Origin of the sequence: Corynebacterium sp. CNJ-954 (genome assembly GCF_001942345.1) — a bacterium.
Lineage (GTDB): Bacteria > Actinomycetota > Actinomycetes > Mycobacteriales > Mycobacteriaceae > Corynebacterium.
Window position 1 is genome coordinate 194,377 of record NZ_MKKI01000033.1, and the last position, 24,534, is coordinate 218,910.

Genomic DNA, 24,534 nt, shown 5'->3' on the forward strand with positions numbered 1-24,534 from the left:
AGCATGCGCATCGCCGTCATCCAGATGAACTCCGTGCCGGACGTCGACAAGAACCTCGAGAAAATCAGATCCTATATCGCCGGATCCGCCGAAAACGGCGCCGACCTGGTGGTCTTCCCTGAGGCTGCGATGTTCCCCTTCGACGCCGGACGCCTCGACGTCATCGCCCAACCGCTCGACGGCCCCTTCGCCCGCGCCGTCGAGAAAGCGGCGAAGGACGCCGGCACGACCGCCGTCGTCGGCATGTTCACCCCTGCCGACACCGTCTACCGGTTGCCGTCGGGGGAACTGCAGACCGAGCCGGTGGAGGGCTCCGGACAGGCGAACAAGTTCCGACGCGTCCACAACACCCTGCTGATCACCGGTCCACAGGGCACCGAGCACTACCACAAGATCCACACCTTCGACGCGTTCGGTTACCGGGAATCCGACACCGTCAAGCCCGGCACCCGCCGGGTCACCTACGACATCAACGGCGTGACCATCGGCTTGGCGACCTGCTACGACATCCGTTTCCCCGGACACTTCTACGCGCTGGCGGAAGAGGGCGCCACAGTCATGGTCGTCCCCACCGCCTGGACCGACGGCCCCGGCAAACTCGACCAGTGGCGCACACTCACCGCCGCCCGGGCACTCGACACCACCAGCTACGTTGTCGCCGCCGGGCAGGCACGGCCCGGCTCCCCGGACCGCTACGGGCAGAATGACGGACCGACGGGCATCGGCCACTCCGTGATCGTCAGCCCGGGCGGGGCCCGGCTGGCGGAGACCGGGTACGTCGCCCAGATCCTCATGGTCGACATCGACCCGAACCATGTGGAGAAGGTCCGCAAGGGGCTTCCCGTCCTCAAGGGGCACCGGCAGGACCTGGAAATCGGCAAGAAAGGCGCGTAGTAGGGAACCCGGGTCACGTCCTGCGCAGCAGCCACACGAAGTACGGCGCACCGACCAGGGCGATCATCAGCCCTGCGGGCACCTGCGCCGGGGCGATCAGGGAACGACCCAGCCCGTCGGCCAGGCCCACCATCGCCGCGCCGAGCACCATCGCCACCGGCAGTACGCGGGCGTGCCGTCCTCCGACCAGTGCCCGGGCGAGGTGAGGGGCGACCAGACCGACGAATCCGACCACACCGACGGCCACCACGCTCACCGCGGCCAACACGGCAGCGAGCGTCAGCAGTCCCAGCCTCGTGCGTTCCACCGGCACGCCGAGGACCCGTGGGGTGTCTTCGTCCATCGACATCAGGTCCAGGTGTCGCCGCAGCATGACCAGCACCGGCAGGGACGTCAGCAGGACCACGGCCACGGGGATGACGTCGGGGAACGTCCTGCCGTAGGTCGTCCCGGACAGCCAGGTGAAGATCCTTGGTGTGTCGTAGGGGTTCGCCCGCAGCAGCAGGAAAGTCGTCATGGCGGAGATGCCGTAGCCGCAGCCGATACCGATGAGCACGAAGCGGTCCGGAAGCAGACCGCCCCGCCAGGCCAGCAGCGTGACCAGCGCGAAGGTCGCCAGACCTGTCGCCACCGCCAGGGCGACGAGGACGGGGCGACCGCCGTCGGGGAGCAGGGTGGTGGCGATGACGGCCCCGAGGCCCGCACCGGCGGTGATGCCGAGCAGCCCGGGTTCGGCCAGGGGGTTGCGGACCGTCCCCTGCACCACCGTGCCGGCCACACCGAGCGCGGCGCCGGCCAGGACGGCGGCGACGACCCGGGGGACGCGGGTGTCGAGAGCTCCGCCGACCAGATCCGGCGCGGCGTCGCGGAGCCACAGTGCCACGTCGCCGAGCTTGAGCCACAGACTGCCGGCGAGCAGACCGTAGACGACAGCACCGACGAGCAGCAGGACGGCGATGAGAAGGACCAGGAGGAAGCGACGCCGGGCCTGGGCGGGGGTGAATGTTCCACGACGGGCACCGGCGTTGGCGCGGGCGGAACGCACCACACCCTGGTCGCGCATACGCATCGCCAGGACCACGATGACCACGGCGCCGAGCAGCGAGGTCGGGATGCCGGTGGGGATCGACGCCGCCTGTTCGGCACCGAGGACGGCGCGCAGCAGTGCGTCGGACAGCAGGACGAGCAGCGCGCCGACCAGGCCGGTCACGGGAATGAGCACGGCGTGGTGGCGCAGGCCGCGGATGCGGGTGGAGAGCAGCCGGGCGAGCACTGGAGCACCTAACCCGATGAAGCCCAACGGTCCGGCGACCGTCACGGACAGGGCGGTGAGCAGGACCGCGAGGATGACGGCGGTGGCGCGGGTGGCGCGGACCGGGATGCCGAGGGTGGTGGCGGTGTCGTCGTCGCCGAGCGAGAGGACGTCGAGGCGGCGGGACATCGCGACTGCGGCGACGAGCCCGAGCAGGATGACCGGTACGGCGCGGGCCGAGGCATCCACGCTGAGCTGGGACAGGGATCCGGATCCCCAGGCGAACAGTCCGGTGGTGTTCTGGCTGAACAGGATCAGCAGCATGCCGGTGACCGCGTCCAGTGCCATGGCGATCGCGGAGCCGGCGAGGATGAGCTTCGTCGTCCCGGTGGAACCGCCGCGGCCGGATCCCGCACCCGTGAGTGTCAGGACCAGGGTCGCGCTGGCCAGACCACCGGCGAAGGCGACCAGTCCGGATGCCCAGAACGGGACGCTGACGCCGAACGCCGCCACCGCGGTCAGGGTCACATAGGATCCGGCGGTCACCGCGAGGGTGTCGGGGGACGCCAGTTGGTTGCGTGTCACCGACTGCAGGAGGATGCCGGCGACGCCGAGCGCGAATCCGACCGTGACCCCGGCGAGGAGCCGCGGGATCCGTGATCCGGAGAGGATACTGTCGACGGGCACGCCGTTGACGTCCTGCGGCGCACCGGGGTGCCCCACGGCGTACAGGACAAGGTCGCGGATACCGAGGCCGGAGGTGCCCTGGGTCAGGTGCCACGCGCTGACGCAGACGATCCCCAGGATCAGGGCGACGATCAGCGCAAGTGGTGCGAGGGGTGTTCTGGTCGTCCTCACTTGGTGTCGGAGGATCCTTCTGAGCCTTCTGAGTCTGCCACAGCCTTGACCGCGTCGACGAAGGCGTCGATCAGCTGGATGCAGGAGCGCGGGCCACCGGCGGCCCAGAGGTCGTTGGGGAACTCGTGGGTGCGGTCGTCCTTGACGGCGGGCAGGTTCTTCCAGATCGGGTTGGAGGTCATGGCCTGGACGTAATCGTCGGCGCCACCCTGGGATCCGGTGTAGAACAGGTTCGCGTCGCCGACGGCGGTGAGGCCCTCGATATCGGTCTGGGCGAGACCGAAGGAGGGGTCGACCCCGCCGTCGCCGTAGGAGTCGTTGATGTCGTCGGTCCAGGCGGAGGTCATGCCCAGTTCTTCGCCGAGCTGTGTCATCAGTGCGCCGTCGGTGTAGGGGCGGATGGTCAGGTTACCGCTCTCAACCCAGCCGTCGAAGTAGAGGAAGTCGGATTCGTCGCGTTCCTTGAGGGTGGCCACGGTGTCGGCGAGGTCGTCGCGGGCGGCGGCGAGGTGGTCGTCGAATTCCTGGTTGACCTCCGCGGCGCGGGCGGAGCGGCCCGTGGCTTCACCGATCTTGGTGAGGACGTTCTTGACCGTGCCGATCTGGTCGGCGGCGTCGGCACCCTTCACCGCGAGTACGGGGACGTCGCGTTCCTCCAGCTGGGTGAGCACGGCGTCATCGGCGCTGAACGCCTCGACGATGATCAGGTCGGGGTCGGCGCCGTAGATGGCGTCGAGATCGGGCTCGCCACGTTCGCCGGCGTTGACGACGTCGTCGGGCAGGGCCTCGGCACTGACGTAGGTGCTGTAGTCGTCGGGGGACGCGACGGCGACCGGGTCGACGCAGAGACTGATCGCGTCCTCGATCTCCTGCCACTCCAGGACCGCGACACGGCTGGCGGGCTTGTCGAGCTCCACTGTGCGTCCGAGGTCGTCGGTCATGGAGACCGGGTCGGTGCTGGTCTCGATGTCACCGTCGCAGCCGGCGGCGCCGGAGGTCGGCACCTCGCCGGAGGCGTCGGCCGAGTCGGACGACCCGGTGTCGGTGGTGCCGCAGGCGGCGAGGGTGAGCGTCGCGGTGGCTACGGCCGCGGTGAGCGCCGTGGCGGCGGTGGGGAGCCGTCGGTGGATTCTGGACAGGTGCATGGATGGTCCTTTCAGGGGGTGTCCCGGACGCGTCCCCGGTCAGGGTGTCGTCCGATCGGGTCGATGCGTAGGCGGCCGGTGCGGGGGTCCACACCGACGTCGACGGGGATGTCATAGGCGGTGCTGATGTTCTCGGCGGTCAGGACGTCCTGGGGCGGCCCGGTGGCGAGGATGCGGCCCTCGGTGAGCAGGACGAGATTGTCGGCGACACGCAGGGCGTGGTCGAGGTCGTGCAGGACGACGCCGACCGCGACTGGGCTGGAGCTGTGCCCGTCGGCGAGGTCGCGGATGAGGTCGAGGATCTCGGTCTGGAAGCGCAGGTCGAGGTGGTTGGTGGGCTCGTCGAGCAGGATGACACCGGTGTCCTGGGCGAGGCAGGCGGCCAGCCAGGCACGTTGGACTTCGCCGCCGGAGAGCTCACCGGCGTTGCGGTCACCTTGTCCGCCATGCCGGTGACCTGCAGGGCATGGTCGATACTGGCGTGGTCGTCGGGGCCCAGCCCGGCGAAACGGCGGCGGTGGGGGTGGCGTCCGAAGCCGACGATCTCGCGCACGGTCAGTCCGTCGGGGGTGGGCCGGGACTGGGAGAAGAGGGTGAGTCGGGTGGCGACGTCGCGGGGTTGAGCAGGGAGATGTCGTCACCGTCGAGGCGGACGACACCCTCGTTGACGGGGTGCAGGCGGGCCAGGGAACGCAGCAACGTGGATTTCCCGGAACCGTTCGGGCCGACGAGTGCGGTGACGGTGCCCGGTTCGAGGGTGACGGAGACGCCGTGGACCACCGTGGACCTGCCGTAGCCGAGGGTGAGGTGCTCGCCCTCCAGGGTGCGGGCGGATGCGGTGGACATGGGTGTGCTGGTGATCCTTCGGGGAGAGTTGGCCGGGGAATGGCCGGGAGCCGGCCGGGAGATGGCATAGCCTAACCTCAAGAAGAGTAGGGCAGCATAACCCGTGTCCGCAATCTCGTTTTCAGGACATCCGATTCGGGTCAGCGGACATCCCTGAGGTGGTGGCTCGGCCGGTAGGTGCCGGGTGTCGTGCCCATCATCCGGCGGAAGGTATCGATGAAGGTACTGGTCTGGGCGTAGCCGAGGGCGCTGGCGACGTCCTGCACGGGTGTCCCTTCACTGAGCAGGGTGAGCGCACGCTGGATGCGCAGGGTCAGGCGCCACTGCCCGAAGGGAAGGCCGGTGGACTCCGGGAAGGCGCGGGTGACGGTGCGTTCGCTGGTGCCGAGCCGTCTGGCCCAGACCTCCAACCCACTGAGATTGCCGGGATCATCCAGCAGCGCTCGGACGACAGGGGCGATGCGGGGGTCGTCGGGGACGGGGAGGTCCAGCGGGGTGGCCACGGGATGCAGCACGTCGAAGACCACGGCTTTGGCGCGGCGTCGCTCGCCGTCCGACAGGGTGTCCTGTCCGAGGTGGGTGAGCAGGGATTCGAGGACGGGGTTCATGGCCACCACGGTCACCTCGTCCGGCGGGGTGAACCCCTCGGGAGAGTGGTCGGGGGCGAAGAGGGTGCCGTAGAGAGTAACTCCTGAGGACACCTCACCGGAGTGGGCGGTCTCGGCGGGGATCCAGATGCCGCGACCTTCGGGGACGGCGAAGATGCGGTCGTGTGCGCGGGTGGTCATCGCACCACGTCGGACCCACACCAGTTCATGGCAGTCGTGACGGTGTGTGGGCCAGCTGGTCGGCGGGTTCGTCGCCCCGGCGGTGACGATGGTGTGCGGGGTGGACGGTGTGACGGTCATGGCTCGGCGATGATCTGCTCAGGATCCACACCGGCGTCGGTGAGGGCATGCACCTGGTCGCGCACGGTGTCGGGGTCCTCTCCGGAGACCAGGACGAGGGTGCTGCCACGGTGGGCCGCTGTCAGTGTTGTCGCCAGGGCGGTCTCTGCGGCGGTGACGTGGTCCTCGTCGGTGACGACGGGGGTGAAGGTGAACCAGGGGAAGCCGCGCTCCAGTCCGCGGAGGTCGGTGAGTCCGTGCAGGTCGCGGGAGGTGTCGGCCCCCCAGAACAGGTGGACCGGTGGCGGGTCGTCTGCACCGGACACCTCCATTACCAGGGCGCGCAGCGCGGCCAGGCCGGAGTTGACGGCGATCATCACGACGTCGGACGGAGCGTCGTCGCCGGTGGGGATGCCGAGTCCACCGGTCGGATTGGCGACGACCCAGGTCTCGCCGACCTCGGGTTCGCCTGCGGACGCAGGGCAGTGGAACTCCAGGTAACCGGCCTGGTTCGGGGGCAGTGCCGAGGCGTACTGCTGCCACTCGTCCGGCGCAGCGGGGGTCCGGACCTCCAGCGTCTGCCCGGCCCACCCTGTCTCAGTGGACGACGCCTGCAGTCGCACGACGGTGGTCTGCGCGGTGCGGTGTGCGACCTCGAGCACCGTCGCGGACAGTGAGGCGGGGACGCCGGCCTCGTCGTCCTCGACCGCACCGAGTGCGACGATCCGCACGGCGTTGTCCACCGCCTGCAGGAGCTCCGTCAGGCCGTCGGGAATGCCCAGTTCGGCGGCGCGCCGGTAGGTCAGGTCGACTCCGGGGTAGGGGTGGCCGAATTCTTCGCACACAGCGCGGCCGGCAGCTTCGGCCGCTGCTTCGTAGTGCTGCATCGTCACCCCGAACTTGCGCAGGTCGCGGCCGAGGTAGGCGAGCTGTGCGGTGTGGTGCTCGCTGAACTCCGCCTGGTTCCCGGTGAGTCCGTTCGAGGCGTGCAGGACGGCCCGGCGCAGCATCTCGCGGGGGACAGGTGCCGCAGGGGCGGCGGCACCACCGGCGGTGGACGGGGAATGGTCGGGGGCGAGGGGAGTGGCCAGTGTGGTGAAGTGGGTGCGGGTGCGTGCGGTGATGCTGTCGATGCGCTCGCGTGCGACCTGCACTGTCGAGGCCAGGTCGTCGAGATCGGTGGTGCGTCCCCTCTCCTGTGTCATGGGGACCATTGTGGCATGTCGGCGGGCGTCGTCCGGGCCGACACGGGAAAGTGATGCAGATCACAGTATGACAGGTAGATTGAGTGGAACAGACTCAACCTTGGCGACGTTGGAATGGCCGTAAGCGAAAGTTGACACGAACGCGCTAAAGTAGACACCGGCACGCACACGCAGAAAAGGAGACTGACGATGAGCGGATTCACCCCCACTACCCGTACCCAGGAGGCGATGCAGGCGGCACTGCAGTCCGCCAGCGCCAACGGGAACCCGGACATCCGTCCGGCGCACCTCCTCGTGGCGATCCTCGACCAGGAGGATTCCATCGCCCGCCCCGTCCTGCAGGCCGCCGGCGTCGACGCCGACGACGTCCTGCGTGACGCCCGCGACCTTGTCGCCGGGTACCCGCAGGCGTCCGGATCCGGCATGGCCAACCCGAACTTCAACCGGGACGCCCTGAACGCGCTCACCGCCGCCCAGGAACTCGCCGAGGAGCTCGGCGACTCCTACGTCTCCACCGAGGTGCTGCTCGCCGGTATCGCCAAGGGTGACTCCGAGGCGGCCAAGGCCCTGCACACCCGGGGTGGCACCTTCGAGGCCGTCCGTGGCGCCTTCGAGTCGGTGCGTGGCAACCGCAAGGTCACCACTGAAGAGCCGGAGGGCCAGTTCCAGGCGTTGGAGAAGTACTCCACCGACCTCACCGCCCGGGCCCGCGAGGGCAAGATCGACCCGGTCATCGGACGCGACCAGGAGATCCGCCGCGTGGTCCAGGTGCTGTCCCGTCGCACGAAGAACAACCCCGTGCTCATCGGTGAGCCTGGTGTGGGCAAGACCGCCATCGTCGAGGGGCTGGCCCGGCGCATCGTCGCCGGAGACGTCCCGGAGTCCCTGCGCGGCAAGAAGCTGATCAGTCTCGACCTGGGATCCATGGTCGCCGGCGCGAAGTACCGCGGCGAGTTCGAGGAACGACTCAAGGCCGTCCTCGACGAGATCAAGGAGGCCGAGGGCGAGGTCGTCACCTTCATCGACGAACTGCACACCATCGTCGGCGCCGGTGCCACCGGTGAGTCCGCGATGGACGCCGGCAACATGATCAAGCCGCTGCTCGCCCGCGGTGAACTCCGCCTCGTCGGCGCGACCACCCTCGACGAGTACCGCAAGTACATCGAGAAGGACGCCGCTCTGGAACGTCGTTTCCAGCAGGTCTACGTCGGCGAGCCGACCGTGGAGGACACCGTCGGCATCCTGCGTGGGCTCAAGGAACGCTACGAGGTCCACCACGGCGTGCGCATCCAGGACTCTGCGCTGGTCAGTGCGGCGTCACTGTCGGACCGTTACATCACCAGCCGGTTCCTGCCGGACAAGGCCATCGACCTGGTCGACGAGGCCGCGTCCCGGTTGCGCATGGAGATCGACTCGCGACCCGAGGAGATCGACGACTCCGAACGTATCGTCCGCCGACTCGAGATCGAGGAGATGGCGCTCAGCCAGGAGACCGATGACGCCTCCAAGGACCGCCTGGTCAAGCTGCGTGCCGAGCTCGAGGACGAGCGCGAGAAGCTCAACGGGCTCATGGCCCGTTGGGAGAACGAGCGCGGTTCCATCGACCGGCTGCGTGAACTGAAGGAGGAACTCGACAACCTGCGCACCGAGTCCGAGATCGCCGAGCGCGACGGGGACTACGCCCGGGTCGCCGAACTGCGCTACGGCCGTATCCCGGAGTTGGAGAAGCAGGTCGGTGAGGCTGAGTACGAGGCTGCCCAGGCCGAGGAACAGCGCATGCTCACCGAGGAGGTCACCCCGGACACCATCGCCGAGGTCGTCTCCGCGTGGACCGGTGTGCCCGCCGGCAAGATGCTGGAGGGCGAGACCGAGAAGCTGCTGGCCATGGAGAAGGTCCTCGGCGGACGGGTCGTCGGACAGTCCGAGGCCGTGACCGCCGTGTCGGACGCGGTCCGCCGTGCCCGCGCGGGTGTCGCCGACCCGGACCGTCCGACCGGGTCCTTCCTCTTCCTCGGACCGACCGGTGTCGGCAAGACCGAGCTGGCGAAGTCCCTGGCGGAGTTCCTCTTCGACGACGAGCACGCCATGGTGCGTATCGACATGTCGGAGTACGGCGAGAAGCACTCCGTGGCCCGGCTGGTCGGTGCACCTCCCGGATACGTCGGCTACGACGCCGGTGGTCAGCTGACCGAGGCCGTGCGGCGCCGCCCGTACACGGTGGTGCTGTTCGACGAGGTGGAGAAGGCGCACCCGGATGTCTTCGACGTGCTGCTGCAGGTCCTGGACGAAGGTCGCCTGACCGACGGGCAGGGTAGGACGGTGGACTTCCGCAACACCATCCTGATCCTCACCTCGAACCTCGGTGCCGGTGGTTCGGACGAGCAGGTGATGAACGCGGTGAAAGCGGCGTTCAAGCCCGAGTTCATCAACCGGTTGGACGACGTGGTCATCTTCGACGCCCTGTCGCAGGAGCAGCTGACCTCCATCGTGGAGATCCAGGTCGCGCAGCTCGCCGAGCGGCTGGCGGCCCGGCGCCTGGAGCTGCAGGTCACCGAGGACGCCAAGGTGTGGCTCGCCGAGCGCGGCTACGAACCTGCCTACGGTGCCCGGCCGCTGCGCCGTCTGATCCAGAAGGCGATCGGCGATGCGCTGGCGAAGAAGCTGCTGGCCGGTGAGGTCCGTGACGGCGACACCGTGAAGGTGGACCTGCCGCGCAATGCCGACGGTGTCGCCGACCCGACCGCGGACGCGCTGTCCATCGAGTCGGTGGCGCACGAGGGGTAGTTCGCTGCCCCTCCCCGGGACGCGCAACGAGGAAACAGGCACCATCCTGTGCACGCAGATCACCCTGATCGCGTGCACAGGATGGTGCCGATTCGCGTCACCGGGTCCGGCGTAGGTGCAGGGCCGTGGCAACGGCATGGCGCACGTGCTCGAGCAACTCCTCCCGGTCCCTGATGAGGTCCTTGTTGATCCGGACCGCCTCCCACCCGAGGGTCTTGAGCTTCTGGTACAGACGGAAGTCGGTGTCCCGCTGTTCCGCGTTCGTGTGGTGCCTCCCGTCGTAGTAGAGCGCCACCCGCAGATCCGGGCAGACGAGATCCGGTGTGGTCCTCTTGCCGCGGAAGTGCCGTGCCTCGTGCTCGTCGAGCACCGCACCGTCCTCCAACGAGATCGTGACCTGCGAGGTCCAGGTGCAGCTGGAGGGAAGCTCGTCCCGGACGATGAGCCGCATGATCGTCTCCATGGGGGACTGGGCCCCTTCATCACTGAGTTCGAGGAGTCTCTTCACACGGCGTCGATCCACGATGTGCCTCGCCCCTGTCAGGACGTCGTCGGCGGTGACCAGAGTGCACTGGTAGAACGCGTCGATGAACTGGGTCGCACGGACCTCCACGTCCGTGAGACCCGGAACAACAGGAGTCCACCACGTCTTCTTTCCGGCGAGAATCGTGGCCACGCACTGGGCGGCGGCCGTCGGGGCATCGACGACACGGAGGTCGGGGAACCGGGGATCGACGTTCACCGTCGGCAGGCTGTCACGCAACCTGCGGAAGACGGCGCCACCTGGGATCGTCGGGTTTCGACGCAACCTGCGGGACAACAGGACGACGCTCTCGTTGTCCGCCCAGTACGGAAGTCCGTGTGCAGCGGCGGCGCACCAGCCTGCCCCCACGCAGTCCTGGGCCAGCAACCAGTGGCAGCGGAGCCGGGTGAGGACGTCCCACCGGTAGGGCTCAGGTTCACAGCCTGTCCAACCGTCAGGACCGAGGCGGTGCCCGGTCATCCACGCAGGTGTCGGACCCGCCGGCGGCAGCAGCACACTGCGCACCGGTGCCTCCCACCTGTCGGCTGTGCGCCTGGGCACACCGGAGCTGAGGGCGTCTTTCCGTAGCCGTGGCACCCGCGACGGGTAGACGCGACGTGTGAAGAGCGGTCCCCGTCCGGGCCTGATGCGCCCGTCTTTCTCCGCCCTGTTCCAGTGGTATCCCCCGAATTGTGTCCCCATGGGACTGATCTAACACCACTATCGAGGAAGAGGATCGGGCTTATCCACAGCCCTGCGAATGGGCACCGTCCTGTGCACACGATCCGGCCGGAACGTGTGCACAGGACGGTGCCCATTTCCACCCGTGCCAGCTACGACGCCCCCGGCGTGTCGAAGAACGTCGCCGCGTCGATCTCCTCCAGCGGGATCCAGGCCGTTGAGGTACCTGCATCGTCGGCCCAGGGCACCGCACCGTTGCTCCGGAGCTCGAGCGCGGTGACGGGCCGCTCGTCGATCTGCAGTACCAGGGCGTAGATCGCGGCGAGGATATGCGCGCACGGTCGCTTCCGTGCACGGCATGTGCACGTCGCCGTGACATCCGGTGTGTCGGGGGTGACCGACACACCGGCTCCGGTGAGTTGTGCGAGCAGGGCGTCGGGGAGGTCGCCGCTGGGGTCCGGACGATAGGCGGACAACACGTCGGCGGCGGCACCGGCTTCCTTCTCGGTCCATGGAGCCAGGTTCAGGACGACGGTGGCGGTGGAAGACCCGTCGCGTACCGTCGCCGCCGGTACTCCCGGTGTTCCCGGCCCTGTCAGATCAACCTTGTGGTTCCTGGCGAGACTGCGTGCCTTGGGGAGGTTGCTGCGCGGTGGTCCGTCGGTGCGTTCCACGGTGCGCAGCCAGGCCCTGCCCCAGAGCGTGGCCCCGAATTCCGTGTCAGCCATCAGTAGGTCTCCTTCAGTTCGAGGACGTCGCGCAGCTCCTCGTCGGACATGCTGGTCAGCTCGGCACGGTCATCGCCGGTGACGACGTCGGCCAGTCCCTTCTTCGCCCGGTGCATCTTCTCGATGTAGTCCTCGAATGTCCCGCCCACGACCAGGGTGTGGACGCTGAGCCTGTTCTTCTGTCCGATGCGGTGCGCCCGTGCCGTCGCCTGTTCCTCCACCGCCGGGTTCCACCAGCGGTCGTAGTGGATGACATGTGATGCGCGGGTCAGGTTCAGGCCGAAACCCGCGGCCCGCAGACTGAGGATCAGCACGGGCGGAGCGTCCTCGTCCTCCTGGAAACGACGGACCATCTCGTCCCGTTAGGCGGCGGGGAGGCCCCCGTGGAGGAACGGCAGGGTACCGCATCCGAGCTGTTCGGCGAGCCCGGTGGCCAGTATCTCGCCCATGGCCCGGTACTGGGTGAAGATCAGGGTGTACTCCCCGGCGGCGACGATTTCGTCCACCATCTCGGCGACCCGGTAGAACTTCGCGGAGCGGCCGGTGTGGTGGTCGGGGTGCTGGTTCGGGTCGTCCTTCCGCAGGTACTGGTCAGGGTGGTTGCAGATCTGCTTCAGAGAGGTCAGCAGGGTGAGGATCTGACCGCTGCGGCCGGTACCGGTGTGGAAACCGGTGGTGAACGCGGCGGTGACGGCGTCGCGGTAGAGGGTGCGTTGCGCCGGGGTGAGTCCGCAGATCACCGTGGAGTCCAGGCGCTCGGGGAGTTCGAGTGCGACCTCACCTTTGGTGCGCCGCAGCATGTAGGGCGCGACGGTGCCCGACAGACGCGCTGCCGCGGTGCGGGACTGCCGTTGCCGGATCGGTGTGGCGAAACGTGTCCGGAACCGTGCCCTGGTGCCCAGCACCTGGGGGACGGCCACGGAGAACAACGACCAGAGTTCGTCCAGGTTGTTCTCCACCGGCGTGCCCGTCATGATGATCCGCGCGGTGGCCTCCACGTCGACAGCGGCCCGGGTGACCTGTGACGTCGGGTTCTTGAGCTGCTGGGCTTCGTCGAAGACGGCCATGTCCACTGGCGGGATGTCAGGCCGGTCAGGTCGGACGGGCCGTCCTGTGCACCGTGGTCCGAGCGCAGGAGCGGGTAGCTGGTGAGCACGACTGCGCCGGCGGGCAGATCGTCGGGAAGTCGGCGGTCGGTACCGTGGTACCGCAGGACCGTCATGTGGGGTGCGAAGCGTTGCAGCTCGCGCGCCCAGTTCCCCAGCAGTGAGGTGGGGCAGACGACCAGGTGCGATCGCACTGCGGGATACGTCGCGAGCAGGGCGATGACCTGTAGCGTCTTACCGAGCCCCATGTCGTCGGCGAGTACCGCGCCTCCGTCGTCACGCACGCGCTCCCGTAGCCAGGACACCCCGTGTGCCTGGTAGGGGCGCAGGTCCGCCTGCACCTGTCCGGTGTGGAGCTGTTCGGCGGTGTCCAGGTCTGTCCGGAACCGGGCGATGAGTGTGTCTGCGGTCGGGATCGCCGTGCCGTCCGGGGTGGGGACGGCATGGCCGGCGGGTGGCAGAGTGGCGGCCACCTCAGCAAAGGCCTCGTCGGCGTCGCGCCCGCGTCGGGTGCGTGGACGGAGGGCGACGCGGCTCGCCGTGCGCCACGCTCTCGCGGAATCGTCGAGGTGACGCACCCGGGTCAGTGCCGACAGGCACTGGGCCGTCGTGGTGAGGTCGGTGACACAGACGTCGACGTCCTCGACGTTGAGCGTCTCCCCGTCAGGGACGACGAGACGCGTCGTCGTCATACGTCCGGCGGGTAGGCCTGCGGTGGCCATCGTGGACGGAATGTACGGGACACCCCACCACGCGAACCCGTATTCGTCGGGGAGATAGGTTCCTGCAGGCGTGGTGTGGGCTGAATGGCCAGGGGAATCATCTCTCCGGTCTTGCAGGGTGGGCAGGTGCGCCGGGCAAGGCTAAGGGAACTGCCGGGGGCGCGCATATGGGAGTGACTCCGGGGACAACACTTTCGGGTGTGGCGTGGTGACCGTCTACCTCGGCGCATCGTGCAGGACGTCAGACATCAGCAGCAGGTCGAATGGCCCGGACCAGGGGCGGGGAAAAAGGGAGGTGCCGTCGACGACAGGTGTGGAACTGTGCCCTGCGCGAACCGCGGCCTCGGCGAGTGGCCTGTAGTCACCGAGGGGGTAACGCGCCCGAGGGTCGCCGGGGGTCCACAGTGCACCGGCGACCCGGTAGACGCCGAGTTCTCCGCGGGCGAGATGCGCACCGAGGGAACCCTCGAGTGAGGGGTCGAGGTGTTAGGTCTGCTCGAACACAAGGATCCGCTCGTGGGGACGGTCGGCCGCGAACCGGCGGAGGTTGTTGAACTGGGCCCGGTCACGGACGGCGAGGTCCCGGTGGGCACCGCCGCTGTCTCCGTCGCCGAAGGCATCCAACCCGGAGAAGATCACCCGCCGTGAGGACGGGACAGCGGCGTTGTGTCCACGAACCCACCGCAGCAGCGCGGCATTGTGCGCCAGCGGGGTCCGGAACCAGGACCACATCGCGGTGACCACGTCGTCCGGCGGATCATCCGGGCCCTGCCCGGCAAGGTAGCGGTCGACCGACTGGGCCTGGTCCACATTGGTTTCTGCCGCGATCAGCCGAAACCAGCCGGCACGCACACCGTGGATGATCACCGCGTTGCGGGCCGACAGGTACTCGGCGCAGTTGTGCAGGCCTTCGGACCAGCCGACGACCCGAGCACCGGTGCTGAGGGCCTCGAGGGCGGGGATGCTGGCGGGGTCCAGGACAGGAAGGAGGTTCCCGTCGGTCACAGTGGCGACTCGCCTTCGGCTGCGGACTGCAGCAGCGGCAGGTAGTTGTCGAGCATCCACGGCAGGCTCAGGACCGAGATCGCACTGGTGGCATACACCATCGGCGGGTCAGTCAGCGGCACATAGCCGCCATGCTCCACGGCGGGGATGCGGGCGAACCCGGGGTCGGATTCCAGTGACTCCCGGATATCCTCGCTGAGGTACCAGGAGACCAGGACGTCGGAGTCTATCGACGCCCAGTTCTCCTTGCTGACCTGCACGGCGAAGGAGTCGCCGGTGGTCGGGACACTGGGTGCGACGGTGAAGCCGAGCTGTTCCAGCAGGCTGATCCGTGAGTCGGTGGCGAGGTAGGTGTTGAGGCCTTCACCGGTGGTGCCCGAGGCGAAGGCGATCGTCTTCCCCTCGAACTCGGGGTGTTCCGCCTTGGCGTCGGCGATGAGCTGGTGGGTGTCGTCGACGAGCTTCTCGGCCTGCTCACTGCGGCCGAGTGCTTCGCCGACGATGGTGGTCTGATCCTCCCAGCTGGTCTGCCACGCCTCGCCGGGGTAGGCGACGGTGGGCGCGATGTCGCTGAGCCGGGAGTACTGGTCGTCGGTGACCCCGGAGTTGACGGCCAGAATCACGTCCGGCTCCAGGTTGAGGATGTCCTCGTAGGGGAGATCGTCCGACGTGGCGTCGAGTAGTTCGGGCGTGGTGCCCCCGTCACCCCCGTCACCACTGTCGATGTGTTCGCGGTCCCACGGCAGGATGCCGGTGCCGTCGGTGGTGTCACTGCTCATGTCCGGCATACCCACGGGGGTGACGCCGAGGGCGAGGGCGATGTCCTGGCTACCCCAGCCGATGGTGACCACGCGCTCGGGTTCTTCCTCGATCGTCGCCGAGCCGAGGGCGGAGTCGATGGTGACGGGGAAAGAGGACGAGTTGGCACCGGAGTCGCCGGATGCACCGACGTCAGTGGAGCCATCGGAGTCGCTGGAGTCTCCGGAATCGCTGGAGCAGGAGACGAGCGCCACGGCGAGAGCGCTGGCACAGACGGCCGCCGAGAGACGGCGTACAGGTGCGGGGAGGGTGATGGTCATGGGGTTCCTCGGTGACGAACGGATGGAATTCTCAAAAGGATAGCCTAAACTACCTTCACTGAGACCGGTGGTGGTGACATCTGTCATCAAATCCACGTGACATCCGCGGCGCAGCTCATGACAAACCCCTCTACCTGCAACGTCGTCTGCCCGGCAGGATCGGTGTCATGACCACGACACCAGCCATCAGCGTTCATGACCTGACACGGACCTACCAGTCGAAAAAGAAGAAGGACGCCTCCACCGCCGTCAAGGGAGTCTCCTTCGACGTGCGACAGGGTGAGGTCTACGGACTGCTCGGCACCAACGGCGCCGGGAAGACCTCCACCCTCGAAATCGTCGAGGGCCTCGCCGCCCCGACGAACGGCACCGTCCGCGTCCTGGACAAGGATCCCGTCGCCGACCGCGCACAGATCCGTCCGGAGCTCGGCATCATGCTGCAGTCCGGCGGCCTGCCCAAGGAGCTGACCGTCGCCGAGACGATGCGCATGTGGGCCGGCACATGCTCGACCCCGCTGCCTGTCGACGACGTGCTCGGCGAAGTGGACCTCAACCACCGCACCGACGTCCGCGTCGGCTCGCTCTCCGGCGGTGAGCAGCGCCGGCTCGACCTCGCCTGTGCCCTGCTCAACGACCCCAGCATCATCATCCTCGACGAGCCGACGACCGGCCTCGATCCGGAGTCACGCAGCCGGACCTGGGAGCTGCTCTCCACACTGAAGAACCGTGGTGTGACGATGATCCTCACGACCCACTACCTCGAGGAAGCGGAGAAGCTCGCCGACCGGATCGCCATCATGAACAACGGTGTGATCGCCGTGGAAGGACGGTTGGACGAACTCGCCGCCACCGAGGGCGCCGAGATCAGCTTCACCCTTCCTCAGTCCGGGGCCGCCGGCCGCATGCAGGACATCTTCCCGTCCTTCCCCGGGGCACAGGTCACCAGGGACGGTGAACAGTTGCGGATCGAGACCTCGCGACTGCAGGAGGACACCCACCGGCTGCTGGACTGGGCCGCCACCAACAACGTCGCCCTGGAGCACTTCTCCGCCCGCCCGGCCAGCCTGGAACGGGTCTTCAGCAAGATCGCCGGCACCGACTCCTCCGTCTGAAAGGAACCATCATGAGCACCGCAACAGCCCCCACCACCACCGACCGCACACCCACCCGCACCGGCGGCTCGCCGGTCACACGTTTCATCGCGCTGGCCCGTGCCGAGACCCTGCAGTTCCTCCGGAACAAGACATTGCTGGTCAACGCCACCCTTGTTCCCATGGGTTTCGGCCTGGCGATGTACTTCATACTCTCCGGTGACGACGAGCAGTCGAAGATCGAGGCCAGCGCGATGGCGATGGAGTACTTCCTGCTCTTCGCGTTGATGTTCGTGCAGTTCTACACCGTGCTGTCGATGGTCACGACCAGACGCGACGAAGGCGTGCTGAAACGTCTGCGCACCGGTGAAGCACGGGACGCCGAGATTCTCGGAGCGTCGTCCTTCCCGGGAGCTGTCCTGACCATCCTGTTCACCGTCGTGATGTCCGGCCTGCTCATGGCGTTCGGCGCGCCCGGCCCGGCCAACGTGGTGCCGATCATCGTCGCCGTCTTGCTCGGGCTGGTTGTCACCAGTGGTTTGGCACTGGTGACGAGTGGATTCACCAAGAATCCTGAAGCTGCCCAGATCACGTCGATGCCGGTGATGCTCCTGATGTTCGCCACCATGGGCAACTTCCGCCAGCTCTACCCGGAGGGCGTCGACGACGTCCTTGCACGGACCCCGTTCGCGCTGATCTTCGATCTCGCCCAGTACGGGTGGGCAGGCAACACCACGGTGGACCGGATGAATGAGGTGGCTCCGCTGACCTCTGGCGAGGTCCTCGGTGAAACCTGGCAGATGATGCTCATCCTCGTCGTGTGGGCTGCAGTCTGCGTCTGGGCCGGGGCACGGTATGTCCGCTGGGATGTCCGGCACTGATTCTCCACTGATTAAATGGACCGCATGAATCCCACAGTGCTGCAGTCCGTCACCAGTCCGCGCCGGACATGGCGCGAACTGGGGGCGGGCGCGAAGCTCGCTGTGTACACCCGGTTGTCGATGCACTCCGCAATCATCGGCACCGGTGTCGTCGCGATTGTTCTGCCTCTGCTGAACCTCAATCCTGATGTGTCGCTCTCCGGGTGGCAGCAGTTGCTCATCATCGGCCTCGCCGTGGTGTTGATGGCGGTCACCGTGGTGATCACCGAATACCGTCCTGAGTTCAACACCCGGGCGAGACCTCAGACGCAGCGACTGCTGCTGGGTGCCGCGTTGGTGAGCTTTGCCGTGTGGGGCACGGGACTGCTCATGTACCTGCTGGGAAGCGGGTCCCTGGCGCTGACCGGCATCTTCCTGGTGTTCGTGGCCGTCACGGTGGCACCGTTGGGTGTATTGCCGTGGTTGAGGTGGCGTTGGCCTGTCACCCTCGTTCTGACCACTGTGACGGCGGTGCTGTTGTGGTCGGAGCTGATGTGGTGGCCGATGTTCTGGGGGACATTCCTGCTCTGCATGGCGACGTTGTCGGCCTGGACGGTCGGTGTCGCCAAGCAGTTGGACCGCGCCCGCCTCACGGAGTCGGCCCTGCAGGTCAGTGAGGAGCGACTGCGGTTCTCCCAGGAGCTGCACGACACCCTCGGGCAGCGACTGGCGGCCATGTCGGTCAAGGCGGAGTTGGCACGTGCCCTGGCGAAGCGGGGCGACGACCGGCTGGACGGTGAACTCGCGGAGTTGCAGGAGCTGGCCCGGACGTCGGTCACCGAGATGCATGAGGTGGTCGACGGCTACCGTGCGGTGAACCTGTCCACTGAGGTGGAGGGCGCCCGCCAGCTCCTCAACAGTGCGGGTGTCCACCTGGAGGTCGATGGCGACCCGACAGAACTCTCGGCGCCGATGCGGGAGCTGTCAGCGTGGCTGGTCCGTGAAGGAACCACCAACGTCGTCCGGCATTCCTCGGCAACGCGGGTGCGCCTGGCATTCGCCTCCGGTGACACCAAGTCGGTCTGCATGAGCAATGACGGCGTCACCAGAGGGATCGAACGGCTGTCGGGCCTGGCGGGGATCCGCCGTCGTGCGGAACCGCTCGGAGCCGAGCTTGTCGCCGAACGCGACGGTAGTCTCTTCCACGTCACCCTCACCCTCAAGGAGTAGGCCATGAGCGCAGACCCCGCCATCCGCATCGTCGTGGTGGACGATGAATCCCTGGTCGCCAGTTCCCTGTCGACCCTGCTGTCCCTGGAGGATGATCTCGATGTCGTCGCGACGCTCGGCTCCGGCGAGGAAGTGCTCGACTGGTGTCACCGCCACCCGGCCCCGGACGTGGTCGTCATGGACCTGCAGATGGGCGGCATCGACGGCATCGAGACCGCGGAATCCCTGCCGGACGGGGTGAAGGTCCTCATCGTCACCAGCCACGGCCGTCCCCGCCAGCTCAAACGCGCGCTGGCGGGTGGGGTGCTCGGATTCGTCCCGAAGACGTCCTCGGCGGAGGAGTTCGCGACGGCGGTGCGGACGGTGCGTGCCGGACGCCGCTACCTGGACCCTGAGCTCGCCGCGACGGCGATCGGAGTGGGGGAGTCGCCCCTGACTGAGCGCGAGGCCCAGGTACTCGAGGTCGCGGGGCAGGGCGGTTCGGTCGAGCAGATTGCCGCAGCGGTGCACCTGGCGGCAGGAACGACCCGTAACTACCTGTCGTCGGCCATGGGGAAGACCGGAGCGTCCACGCGCTTTGAGGCGTGGCGTATCGCCCGCGAGCGTGGTTGGTTGTGATCCCGGGCATGTACCGGACGCGCCGGGCAGCGCCTGGACGCTTTCCCTCGTAAACTGGCCGCCATGACGCAGAGCCAGACCGAACCATTCATTTCCGCCGTGGATCTCTTCGAGGCCAGTACCCGGGGCGAACCCGTGACCGTCCTCGACTCCGACTGGGAGTGGGGTGAGCACGCAGCCTGGAACCTCTACGTCACCCGGCACATCCCGGGTTCCTTCTTCTGTGACCCGGGCACCATGCTCTCCGGGTCCCCGTCCACGGAGGCGGGCCGTAATCCGCTGCCGAACAGGCACGTCCTGCAGCACTACGTGGATGACTGGGGGATTCAGCCGGGGCTGCCGGTGCGCATCTACGACCGTGGCGGGCTCATCTACGCCGCCCGCGCCTGGTGGATCCTGCGGTGGGCCGGGGTCACGGACGTCCGGATCCTGGACGGAGGGACGCCGGCCTGGCTCGCTGCCGGTGGCGACATCGCCGCCGGTATCGGCTGCCTGCGTGGACGCGGGACGTTCGAAGTGCTGGCGGGAGGTGCACCGACGATGCCCACGGCCACCCTGGACGAGGTCATGGAGATCTCCGCGACGGCGACGACCGGTGCCGCGGCACCACTGCTGATCGACACGCGTCCCGCAGACCGTTTCGAGGGGCGCCGCGAGCGGCTGGACCGCCGGGCCGGCCACATCCCCGGGGCGATCGGGGTTCCGGTCGCCGAGCTCCTCGACGAAGGGCGTGTCCCGCCGCCGGAGATCGTGCGCGAGCGCCTCGCCGGGCACGGCATCACCGGTGACGACGTCGCTGCCGAGGCTGTCGTCTACTCCGGGTCAGGTGTGAGCTCTGCGTTGTTTATCGCGCTGATGGAGCACGCCGGTCTGCCGGTGGCACGGCACTACGTGGGCGGATGGTCGCAGTGGGCGTCCGACCGCTCCCGTCCTGCGGCCCTGGGGTAGAACTTTTCTGGTCGAAATAATGCGGTTACGCCGCGCCGGAGGTTCCTGACGGTTTATCCTTTTGCCACCGCCACACATCACCGCAACAGGATACGGAGGTCCCATGAAGGACGTAGGGGACGCAGGGAAGTCGAGCGCGCCGGAGACCACGGGGACCACCGGTGCCGCTCGGCGTCCGGGAACCCTCGATGTCGTGACCCCCATGCCGGGCACCGTGGCACCGCTCTCCGCGGTGCCCGACCCGCTGTTCGCCGCCGGCACCGTGGGGCCGGGGATGGCCGTCGTCCCGGACCCCGGGGTGGAGTACGTGACCGTCTGTGCGCCGGTGGAGGGCGTGGTCACGCGCCTGATGCCGCACCTCTTCCTCATCCTCACCGATGACGGGCTCCCGGTGCTCGTGCACATCGGCATCGACACTGCGCAGTTGGACGGCCAGGGGTACTCGCTGCATGTCGAGCAGGGTCGGCGGGTCCAGGTCGGGGAGCGGATCACCACCTACGCCCCGTTGTCGATCGGCCGTCTGGGCTTCGACCCGATCGTGTCGGTGGTGATGATGCAGCAGGACGGTGGCGTCGAGGAGGGGCTGATGCCGGGGGAGCCGTCCGAGCCGGGGGACGTGTTGTTCCGGTTCTGACACCTGCAACGCCTATGCTGGTGCCATGCTCCGTCGATTCACTACCGTGGCGTGCGTCCTCCTGATGCTGCTGGGGGTCACGCGTCTCGGGGACCGGGTGGATCCGCAGTGGGGGGAGCTGATCTTCTACTCCTACTTCGGGGTGCTGATCCTGCTGATGCTCAGCGCGATCGTCTTCACTGAGCGGGGGTACTTCGGTCCGGCCCGGCACCCGGTCAACCGGGTGTTCACCGGCCTGAGCTGGGTGGGCACGATCGGTGCCGTCGTGCTGATGCTGGAGCTGGTACTGGGCAGTGGGATGCTGTTGTGGGTCAACGTCATCGCCAGTGCCTGCATGTTCACCGGCACGGTCGGTGCTGCGGTGGTGGCGCTGTCCGCCCGGCCGTGGCGTGACCTGTTCTACTCGCGACGGCCGTGAACTCCTGCTACAGCCCGTGTTTTGCGGCGATGATCCCGCCCATGGTGTCGCGGGGGAGAAGCCGTGCGGCAGGGAAGGCGAGATGTGAACTCGACCCTGTGGCGTAGAGCGGGCGGGGGCGCTTGTCGCCGACGGCTTTGAGGATCTCTGTGGCGACCTGTTCGGCGGAGATGCCGGTGGACTCGTTGTCGTTGAGGTGGCTGAGCATCGTGTGGAACTCATCGGCGTAGTGACCGTGGTCATCGATGTAGATGGTGCGGCGTTCCGACAGGCCGGTGTTGATGGCGCCGGGCTCCATCACGCAGACCCCGATCCCGAACCGGCTGACCTCGCGCCGCGCGGAGAATGCGAAGGCCTTGATTGCGGCCTTCGATGCACCGTAGCTTCCCCGGTAGGCCAGCGGGAAGCTGCCGAGCATGGATCCGACGAAGACGATGCGGCCGCGCCGCGCATCACGCATCTGCGGGAGCAGGAGCTGGGTGAGTTCGACATGGCCGATGACGTTCACCTGGAAGAGCCGTTCGAGGGCGTCGCGGGGGAGTTCCTCGAGCGGGCCGTTCTGGCTTTCGCCGGCGTTGTTGACCAGGACGGTCACTGGTCCGGCGCCGAGTTTCTCCAGTTCTGCCGGGACGGCTGCGATCGAGTCCGGATCACCGAGGTCCAGCGGGATGAGCTCGACGCCGTCCGGGGTGTTCGCCCGGGATGCGTCGGAGGTGGGGTTACGGGAGGTTCCGATCACCCGGAACTGGCGTTTGAGCAGTTCCTTCGCGGTGGCCTGCCCGATACCGGAGGTGGCTCCGGTGACGAGTGCGGTGTCCCCCTGCCGGGGGACGGGGAGCTTGGGGGTGCGGTACCGGGAGAGGAAGGATGTTTTCGTCATGCAACCAGTGATACCCGTTTCGCTGCCGTCCCGTGGACCAGATCCTGGTTTGGGTTACAAGAAGCCGGTTTCTGCGTCGGCAGAGTGTGGTTTCTGGCACCCAGACCAGGATCAGGTGGACGCCGGACGTCGGCGGGCTCGCGCGGCCAGGGCGAACAGTCCCGCAGCGAGACAGACAATCGCGCCGGAGACGGCGACCACGGCACCTGCGTCCTGCGTCGCAAGGACCACGCCGCCGAGCGCGCCGGCGACGGTGACGCCGAGATACGTTCCGGAGGTGTTCAGAGCGATCGCGGCATCCGCCCCGTCACCGGCGGTGTTGGAGAGCAGCGCCGTCAGTGCGGGCGACAGGGCGAACGCGCCGAGCGCCTGGACCGCGCCCAGCGCGACGAGCACAATGATCATGGTGGATTCCAGCGGTGCCAGGGACCAGAGGAGCCACGCTCCGAAGCACCCTGCGCCGAGGGTGAGCAGGGCCAGCACGATCGTCGGACGGGGGCCGATCTTGTCCGTCAGTACGCCGCCCACCCAGACACCGATGACGCCTCCGACGCCGGAGACGGCGAAGGCGACGGCGCGTAGTTCATGGCCGGGGGCGGCGCCGGCGAGAAACGGTGCGAGGTAGGTGAAGGCCATCATCGACCCGGACATCGCCACCACGTTCACCCCGAGGGTGAGTGCCACCGGTGGCGCGGTGAGGGCGCGGAGCTGGCGTGCCACGGGGACTTCCTCGTCGCCTTGTGCATCGGTGACCATGGTCATCCGGATGGCGAGCAGTGCCGTCAGGGCGCAGGCAGCGAGGACGAGGAAACTCCCCCGCCATGACCAGACGTGGGCGATCGTCGTACCGACGGGCACACCGAGCGCGATTGCCCCGGTCACGCCCATCGCGACGACGCCGATGTAGCGGCCGATGCTCTCCGGCGGGGCCTGCCGGGCGGTCCAGGAGAAGATCGCCGGCGTCGAGGCACCGGCACACAGCGCGGCCACCACGCGGAGGATCATGAGGATCCAGAAGGCCGAGGTGGCGGCCGCGGCGATGTTGGCCAGTGCGAACAGTGTCAGGGTCGTGGTGAAGAGCGTGCTGCGTCGGACGCGTATGAGACTCACGGCAGCGACCGGTGCGGAGAGCGCGACGGTCAGGGAGAACACGGTGACCAGTTGCCCGGCCTGGGGCTCGGACACTCCCAGGTCAGCGGCGAGGTCGGGGAGGACGCCGGCGATCACGTAGTCGTCGGTGTAGAAGACCAGCGCGGTGAACAGAAGGGCGAGGAGCCAGGGAGGGAACTTCATGACGAGGCACCGTCGATCATGTCGTGGAGCGTGTCGGTCAGGATGTTGATCATCTCGTCCGGGTGGAGATCGCCGTGGCCGGTGGTGACGTCGAAGGTCATACCCACCATCAGGGATTTGACCGTCGCCGCGCGCCGGGCGAGTTCATCGGCGGGGACGTCGAGTCCGGCGAGGACGCGCGCGACCACGGTCTCCATGGAGCGGGACATCTCGTCGGTGACGGCACGGAAGACCGCCTGCGTCCGGGAGGCGAGCATGAACTCGCCGAGCACGATATTCTCGCGTCGTCTGACGTCGTCCAGGGGGAGGAGTTCGGCGAGGGCGTCGACGGCGCTGCTGACGGTGTGGGTGCCGGCCTCTCCGGAGAGGTCGTGACGGGTGAGGCGCTCGTCCATCTGTCGTCCGACGTGGACGGCGGCGTCCGCCAGCAGGTCGTGCTGGGTGGGGTAGGTGTGCCGGATGCTCCCGATGTTCAGGCCGCTTTCGGTCGCGACGTTGCGGAAGGACAGTCCGTCGAGTCCGCGGGTGTCGACGAGTCGGAGGGCGGCGTCCAGGATCTGCGTTCGGCGCTGGTCGGGGTCCACTACTTTCGGCATGGGCGCTAATTTATCACATGTGTGATAAAAATTGTCCGGCCCCCGGTCCGCTGTGGGAGTGCATAATCGGTGGCTAGGATCCGCGCCCCCGAAGCAGAGCAGGGGGAGTGGCAAGGGGCACGCAATCCGCCGATCCAGGTGTGGCAGATCACTTCTCCGGTTATACTGACCCCGATCGACGCACCATCCACAACTGAATCCGCCGTTCGCAGCCACTGTGGGAGAGGCCAGGCCCAGCGCCGGCCGCCGTA

Annotated in this window: 25 protein-coding genes; 9 read left to right on the forward strand and 16 right to left on the reverse strand. The window is 67.8% G+C overall.

The window, feature by feature from the left end:
* Positions 1-3: 3 nt before the first annotated feature.
* Positions 4-894 (forward strand): carbon-nitrogen hydrolase family protein, encoded by an 891-nt coding sequence (locus tag BJF89_RS10805; RefSeq protein WP_075814756.1) that lies wholly within the window; start codon positions 4-6, stop codon positions 892-894.
* 13 nt (positions 895-907) lie between these two features.
* Here BJF89_RS10805 and BJF89_RS10810 read toward each other — a convergent pair whose 3' ends face one another.
* The 6 genes from BJF89_RS10810 to BJF89_RS10830 form a co-directional block, all read right to left on the reverse strand.
* Complete coding sequence (locus tag BJF89_RS10810; RefSeq protein WP_222843831.1) at positions 908-3,004, reverse strand: iron ABC transporter permease; 2,097 nt, start codon at positions 3,002-3,004, stop codon at positions 908-910.
* Positions 3,001-4,149: an ABC transporter substrate-binding protein gene (locus BJF89_RS10815; protein ID WP_139311992.1), complete on the reverse strand. Its 1,149-nt coding sequence runs from the start codon at positions 4,147-4,149 to the stop codon at positions 3,001-3,003. Before BJF89_RS10815 ends, BJF89_RS10810 begins: the two co-directional genes overlap by 4 nt.
* A gap of 11 nt (positions 4,150-4,160) precedes the next feature.
* Complete coding sequence (locus BJF89_RS10820; protein ID WP_222843832.1) at positions 4,161-4,790, reverse strand: ABC transporter ATP-binding protein; 630 nt, start codon at positions 4,788-4,790, stop codon at positions 4,161-4,163.
* On the reverse strand, positions 4,705-4,995 hold the full coding sequence (locus tag BJF89_RS20040; RefSeq protein WP_222843833.1) for an ABC transporter ATP-binding protein: 291 nt from the start codon (positions 4,993-4,995) through the stop codon (positions 4,705-4,707). The genes BJF89_RS10820 and BJF89_RS20040 overlap by 86 nt, the downstream gene beginning before the upstream one ends.
* Before the next feature lie 140 nt (positions 4,996-5,135).
* Complete coding sequence (locus BJF89_RS10825; RefSeq protein WP_075814760.1) at positions 5,136-5,903, reverse strand: AraC family transcriptional regulator; 768 nt, start codon at positions 5,901-5,903, stop codon at positions 5,136-5,138.
* A complete protein-coding gene (locus BJF89_RS10830; RefSeq protein WP_139311993.1) occupies positions 5,900-7,087 on the reverse strand; it encodes a hypothetical protein in 1,188 nt (395 codons plus the stop codon). Before BJF89_RS10830 ends, BJF89_RS10825 begins: the two co-directional genes overlap by 4 nt.
* Before the next feature lie 189 nt (positions 7,088-7,276).
* On the opposite strand from BJF89_RS10830, the gene clpB reads away from it, so the two are divergent.
* Positions 7,277-9,871, forward strand: a complete 2,595-nt coding sequence (gene clpB, locus BJF89_RS10835) for an ATP-dependent chaperone ClpB (RefSeq protein WP_075814764.1) — start codon at positions 7,277-7,279, stop codon at positions 9,869-9,871.
* Positions 9,872-9,968: 97 nt separating this feature from the next.
* Here clpB and BJF89_RS10840 read toward each other — a convergent pair whose 3' ends face one another.
* From BJF89_RS10840 to BJF89_RS10860, 7 genes are all read right to left on the reverse strand, one after another.
* Positions 9,969-10,874: a hypothetical protein gene (locus tag BJF89_RS10840; protein ID WP_255372602.1), complete on the reverse strand. Its 906-nt coding sequence runs from the start codon at positions 10,872-10,874 to the stop codon at positions 9,969-9,971.
* A 353-nt stretch (positions 10,875-11,227) separates the two neighbouring features.
* Entirely contained in the window at positions 11,228-11,803 is a 576-nt protein-coding gene (locus tag BJF89_RS10845; RefSeq protein WP_075814767.1) for an SWIM zinc finger family protein, read from the reverse strand.
* Positions 11,803-12,156 carry a helicase-related protein gene (locus BJF89_RS19595; protein WP_255372603.1) on the reverse strand — a complete coding sequence of 118 codons (354 nt, stop codon included), beginning with the start codon at positions 12,154-12,156 and terminating at the stop codon, positions 11,803-11,805. The genes BJF89_RS10845 and BJF89_RS19595 overlap by 1 nt, the downstream gene beginning before the upstream one ends.
* Before the next feature lie 9 nt (positions 12,157-12,165).
* Positions 12,166-12,870 carry a DEAD/DEAH box helicase gene (locus BJF89_RS19600; protein WP_255372604.1) on the reverse strand — a complete coding sequence of 235 codons (705 nt, stop codon included), beginning with the start codon at positions 12,868-12,870 and terminating at the stop codon, positions 12,166-12,168.
* Complete coding sequence (locus BJF89_RS19605; protein ID WP_255372605.1) at positions 12,774-13,631, reverse strand: SNF2-related protein; 858 nt, start codon at positions 13,629-13,631, stop codon at positions 12,774-12,776. The genes BJF89_RS19600 and BJF89_RS19605 overlap by 97 nt, the downstream gene beginning before the upstream one ends.
* Positions 13,632-14,117: 486 nt before the next feature.
* On the reverse strand, positions 14,118-14,636 hold the full coding sequence (locus BJF89_RS10855) for an erythromycin esterase family protein (protein ID WP_075814769.1): 519 nt from the start codon (positions 14,634-14,636) through the stop codon (positions 14,118-14,120).
* On the reverse strand, positions 14,633-15,715 hold the full coding sequence (locus tag BJF89_RS10860; protein WP_075814771.1) for an iron-siderophore ABC transporter substrate-binding protein: 1,083 nt from the start codon (positions 15,713-15,715) through the stop codon (positions 14,633-14,635). Before BJF89_RS10860 ends, BJF89_RS10855 begins: the two co-directional genes overlap by 4 nt.
* A 167-nt stretch (positions 15,716-15,882) precedes the next feature.
* Between BJF89_RS10860 and BJF89_RS10865 the strand changes: the two genes are divergently transcribed.
* The 7 genes from BJF89_RS10865 to BJF89_RS10895 all read left to right on the forward strand — a co-directional run bounded on the left by BJF89_RS10865 (position 15,883) and on the right by BJF89_RS10895 (position 21,514).
* Positions 15,883-16,827, forward strand: coding sequence for an ABC transporter ATP-binding protein (locus tag BJF89_RS10865; RefSeq protein ID WP_075814773.1), 945 nt, complete (start codon positions 15,883-15,885; stop codon positions 16,825-16,827).
* A gap of 11 nt (positions 16,828-16,838) precedes the next feature.
* Positions 16,839-17,687: an ABC transporter permease gene (locus BJF89_RS10870; RefSeq protein WP_075814775.1), complete on the forward strand. Its 849-nt coding sequence runs from the start codon at positions 16,839-16,841 to the stop codon at positions 17,685-17,687.
* 24 nt (positions 17,688-17,711) lie between these two features.
* Positions 17,712-18,896, forward strand: a complete 1,185-nt coding sequence (locus BJF89_RS10875) for a sensor histidine kinase (RefSeq protein WP_075814979.1) — start codon at positions 17,712-17,714, stop codon at positions 18,894-18,896.
* A 3-nt stretch (positions 18,897-18,899) separates the two neighbouring features.
* Complete coding sequence (locus BJF89_RS10880) at positions 18,900-19,514, forward strand: response regulator transcription factor (RefSeq protein ID WP_075814777.1); 615 nt, start codon at positions 18,900-18,902, stop codon at positions 19,512-19,514.
* Positions 19,515-19,577: 63 nt separating this feature from the next.
* Positions 19,578-20,462 carry a sulfurtransferase gene (locus tag BJF89_RS10885; RefSeq protein WP_075814779.1) on the forward strand — a complete coding sequence of 295 codons (885 nt, stop codon included), beginning with the start codon at positions 19,578-19,580 and terminating at the stop codon, positions 20,460-20,462.
* Positions 20,463-20,565: 103 nt separating this feature from the next.
* Positions 20,566-21,096, forward strand: coding sequence for a PTS glucose transporter subunit IIA (locus BJF89_RS10890; RefSeq protein ID WP_083650658.1), 531 nt, complete (start codon positions 20,566-20,568; stop codon positions 21,094-21,096).
* Between the two features lie 25 nt (positions 21,097-21,121).
* Complete coding sequence (locus BJF89_RS10895; protein ID WP_075814781.1) at positions 21,122-21,514, forward strand: hypothetical protein; 393 nt, start codon at positions 21,122-21,124, stop codon at positions 21,512-21,514.
* 7 nt (positions 21,515-21,521) lie between these two features.
* Here the strand turns inward: BJF89_RS10895 and BJF89_RS10900 are convergent, their stop codons facing one another.
* The 3 genes from BJF89_RS10900 to BJF89_RS10910 all read right to left on the reverse strand — a co-directional run bounded on the left by BJF89_RS10900 (position 21,522) and on the right by BJF89_RS10910 (position 24,283).
* A complete protein-coding gene (locus BJF89_RS10900; protein WP_075814783.1) occupies positions 21,522-22,394 on the reverse strand; it encodes an SDR family oxidoreductase in 873 nt (290 codons plus the stop codon).
* Between the two features lie 111 nt (positions 22,395-22,505).
* Positions 22,506-23,687, reverse strand: coding sequence for an MFS transporter (locus BJF89_RS10905; protein WP_075814785.1), 1,182 nt, complete (start codon positions 23,685-23,687; stop codon positions 22,506-22,508).
* Positions 23,684-24,283 carry a TetR/AcrR family transcriptional regulator gene (locus BJF89_RS10910; protein WP_075814787.1) on the reverse strand — a complete coding sequence of 200 codons (600 nt, stop codon included), beginning with the start codon at positions 24,281-24,283 and terminating at the stop codon, positions 23,684-23,686. The genes BJF89_RS10905 and BJF89_RS10910 overlap by 4 nt, the downstream gene beginning before the upstream one ends.
* Positions 24,284-24,534 lie beyond the last annotated feature (251 nt).

Coding starts and splice junctions, on each gene's coding strand:
- BJF89_RS10805 (WP_075814756.1), top strand. CDS start 4: ATGCGCATCGCCGTCATCCAGATGAACTCCGTGCCGGACGTCGACAAG.
- BJF89_RS10815 (WP_139311992.1), bottom strand. CDS start 4,149: ATGCACCTGTCCAGAATCCACCGACGGCTCCCCACCGCCGCCACGGCG.
- BJF89_RS20040 (WP_222843833.1), bottom strand. CDS start 4,995: ATGTCCACCGCATCCGCCCGCACCCTGGAGGGCGAGCACCTCACCCTC.
- BJF89_RS10825 (WP_075814760.1), bottom strand. CDS start 5,903: ATGACCGTCACACCGTCCACCCCGCACACCATCGTCACCGCCGGGGCG.
- BJF89_RS10830 (WP_139311993.1), bottom strand. CDS start 7,087: ATGACACAGGAGAGGGGACGCACCACCGATCTCGACGACCTGGCCTCG.
- clpB (WP_075814764.1), top strand. CDS start 7,277: ATGAGCGGATTCACCCCCACTACCCGTACCCAGGAGGCGATGCAGGCG.
- BJF89_RS10840 (WP_255372602.1), bottom strand. CDS start 10,874: ATGACCGGGCACCGCCTCGGTCCTGACGGTTGGACAGGCTGTGAACCT.
- BJF89_RS10845 (WP_075814767.1), bottom strand. CDS start 11,803: ATGGCTGACACGGAATTCGGGGCCACGCTCTGGGGCAGGGCCTGGCTG.
- BJF89_RS19595 (WP_255372603.1), bottom strand. CDS start 12,156: ATGGTCCGTCGTTTCCAGGAGGACGAGGACGCTCCGCCCGTGCTGATC.
- BJF89_RS19600 (WP_255372604.1), bottom strand. CDS start 12,870: ATGGCCGTCTTCGACGAAGCCCAGCAGCTCAAGAACCCGACGTCACAG.
- BJF89_RS19605 (WP_255372605.1), bottom strand. CDS start 13,631: ATGGCCACCGCAGGCCTACCCGCCGGACGTATGACGACGACGCGTCTC.
- BJF89_RS10860 (WP_075814771.1), bottom strand. CDS start 15,715: ATGACCATCACCCTCCCCGCACCTGTACGCCGTCTCTCGGCGGCCGTC.
- BJF89_RS10865 (WP_075814773.1), top strand. CDS start 15,883: ATGACCACGACACCAGCCATCAGCGTTCATGACCTGACACGGACCTAC.
- BJF89_RS10870 (WP_075814775.1), top strand. CDS start 16,839: ATGAGCACCGCAACAGCCCCCACCACCACCGACCGCACACCCACCCGC.
- BJF89_RS10875 (WP_075814979.1), top strand. CDS start 17,712: ATGAATCCCACAGTGCTGCAGTCCGTCACCAGTCCGCGCCGGACATGG.
- BJF89_RS10880 (WP_075814777.1), top strand. CDS start 18,900: ATGAGCGCAGACCCCGCCATCCGCATCGTCGTGGTGGACGATGAATCC.
- BJF89_RS10885 (WP_075814779.1), top strand. CDS start 19,578: ATGACGCAGAGCCAGACCGAACCATTCATTTCCGCCGTGGATCTCTTC.
- BJF89_RS10890 (WP_083650658.1), top strand. CDS start 20,566: ATGAAGGACGTAGGGGACGCAGGGAAGTCGAGCGCGCCGGAGACCACG.
- BJF89_RS10895 (WP_075814781.1), top strand. CDS start 21,122: ATGCTCCGTCGATTCACTACCGTGGCGTGCGTCCTCCTGATGCTGCTG.
- BJF89_RS10900 (WP_075814783.1), bottom strand. CDS start 22,394: ATGACGAAAACATCCTTCCTCTCCCGGTACCGCACCCCCAAGCTCCCC.
- BJF89_RS10905 (WP_075814785.1), bottom strand. CDS start 23,687: ATGAAGTTCCCTCCCTGGCTCCTCGCCCTTCTGTTCACCGCGCTGGTC.
- BJF89_RS10910 (WP_075814787.1), bottom strand. CDS start 24,283: ATGCCGAAAGTAGTGGACCCCGACCAGCGCCGAACGCAGATCCTGGAC.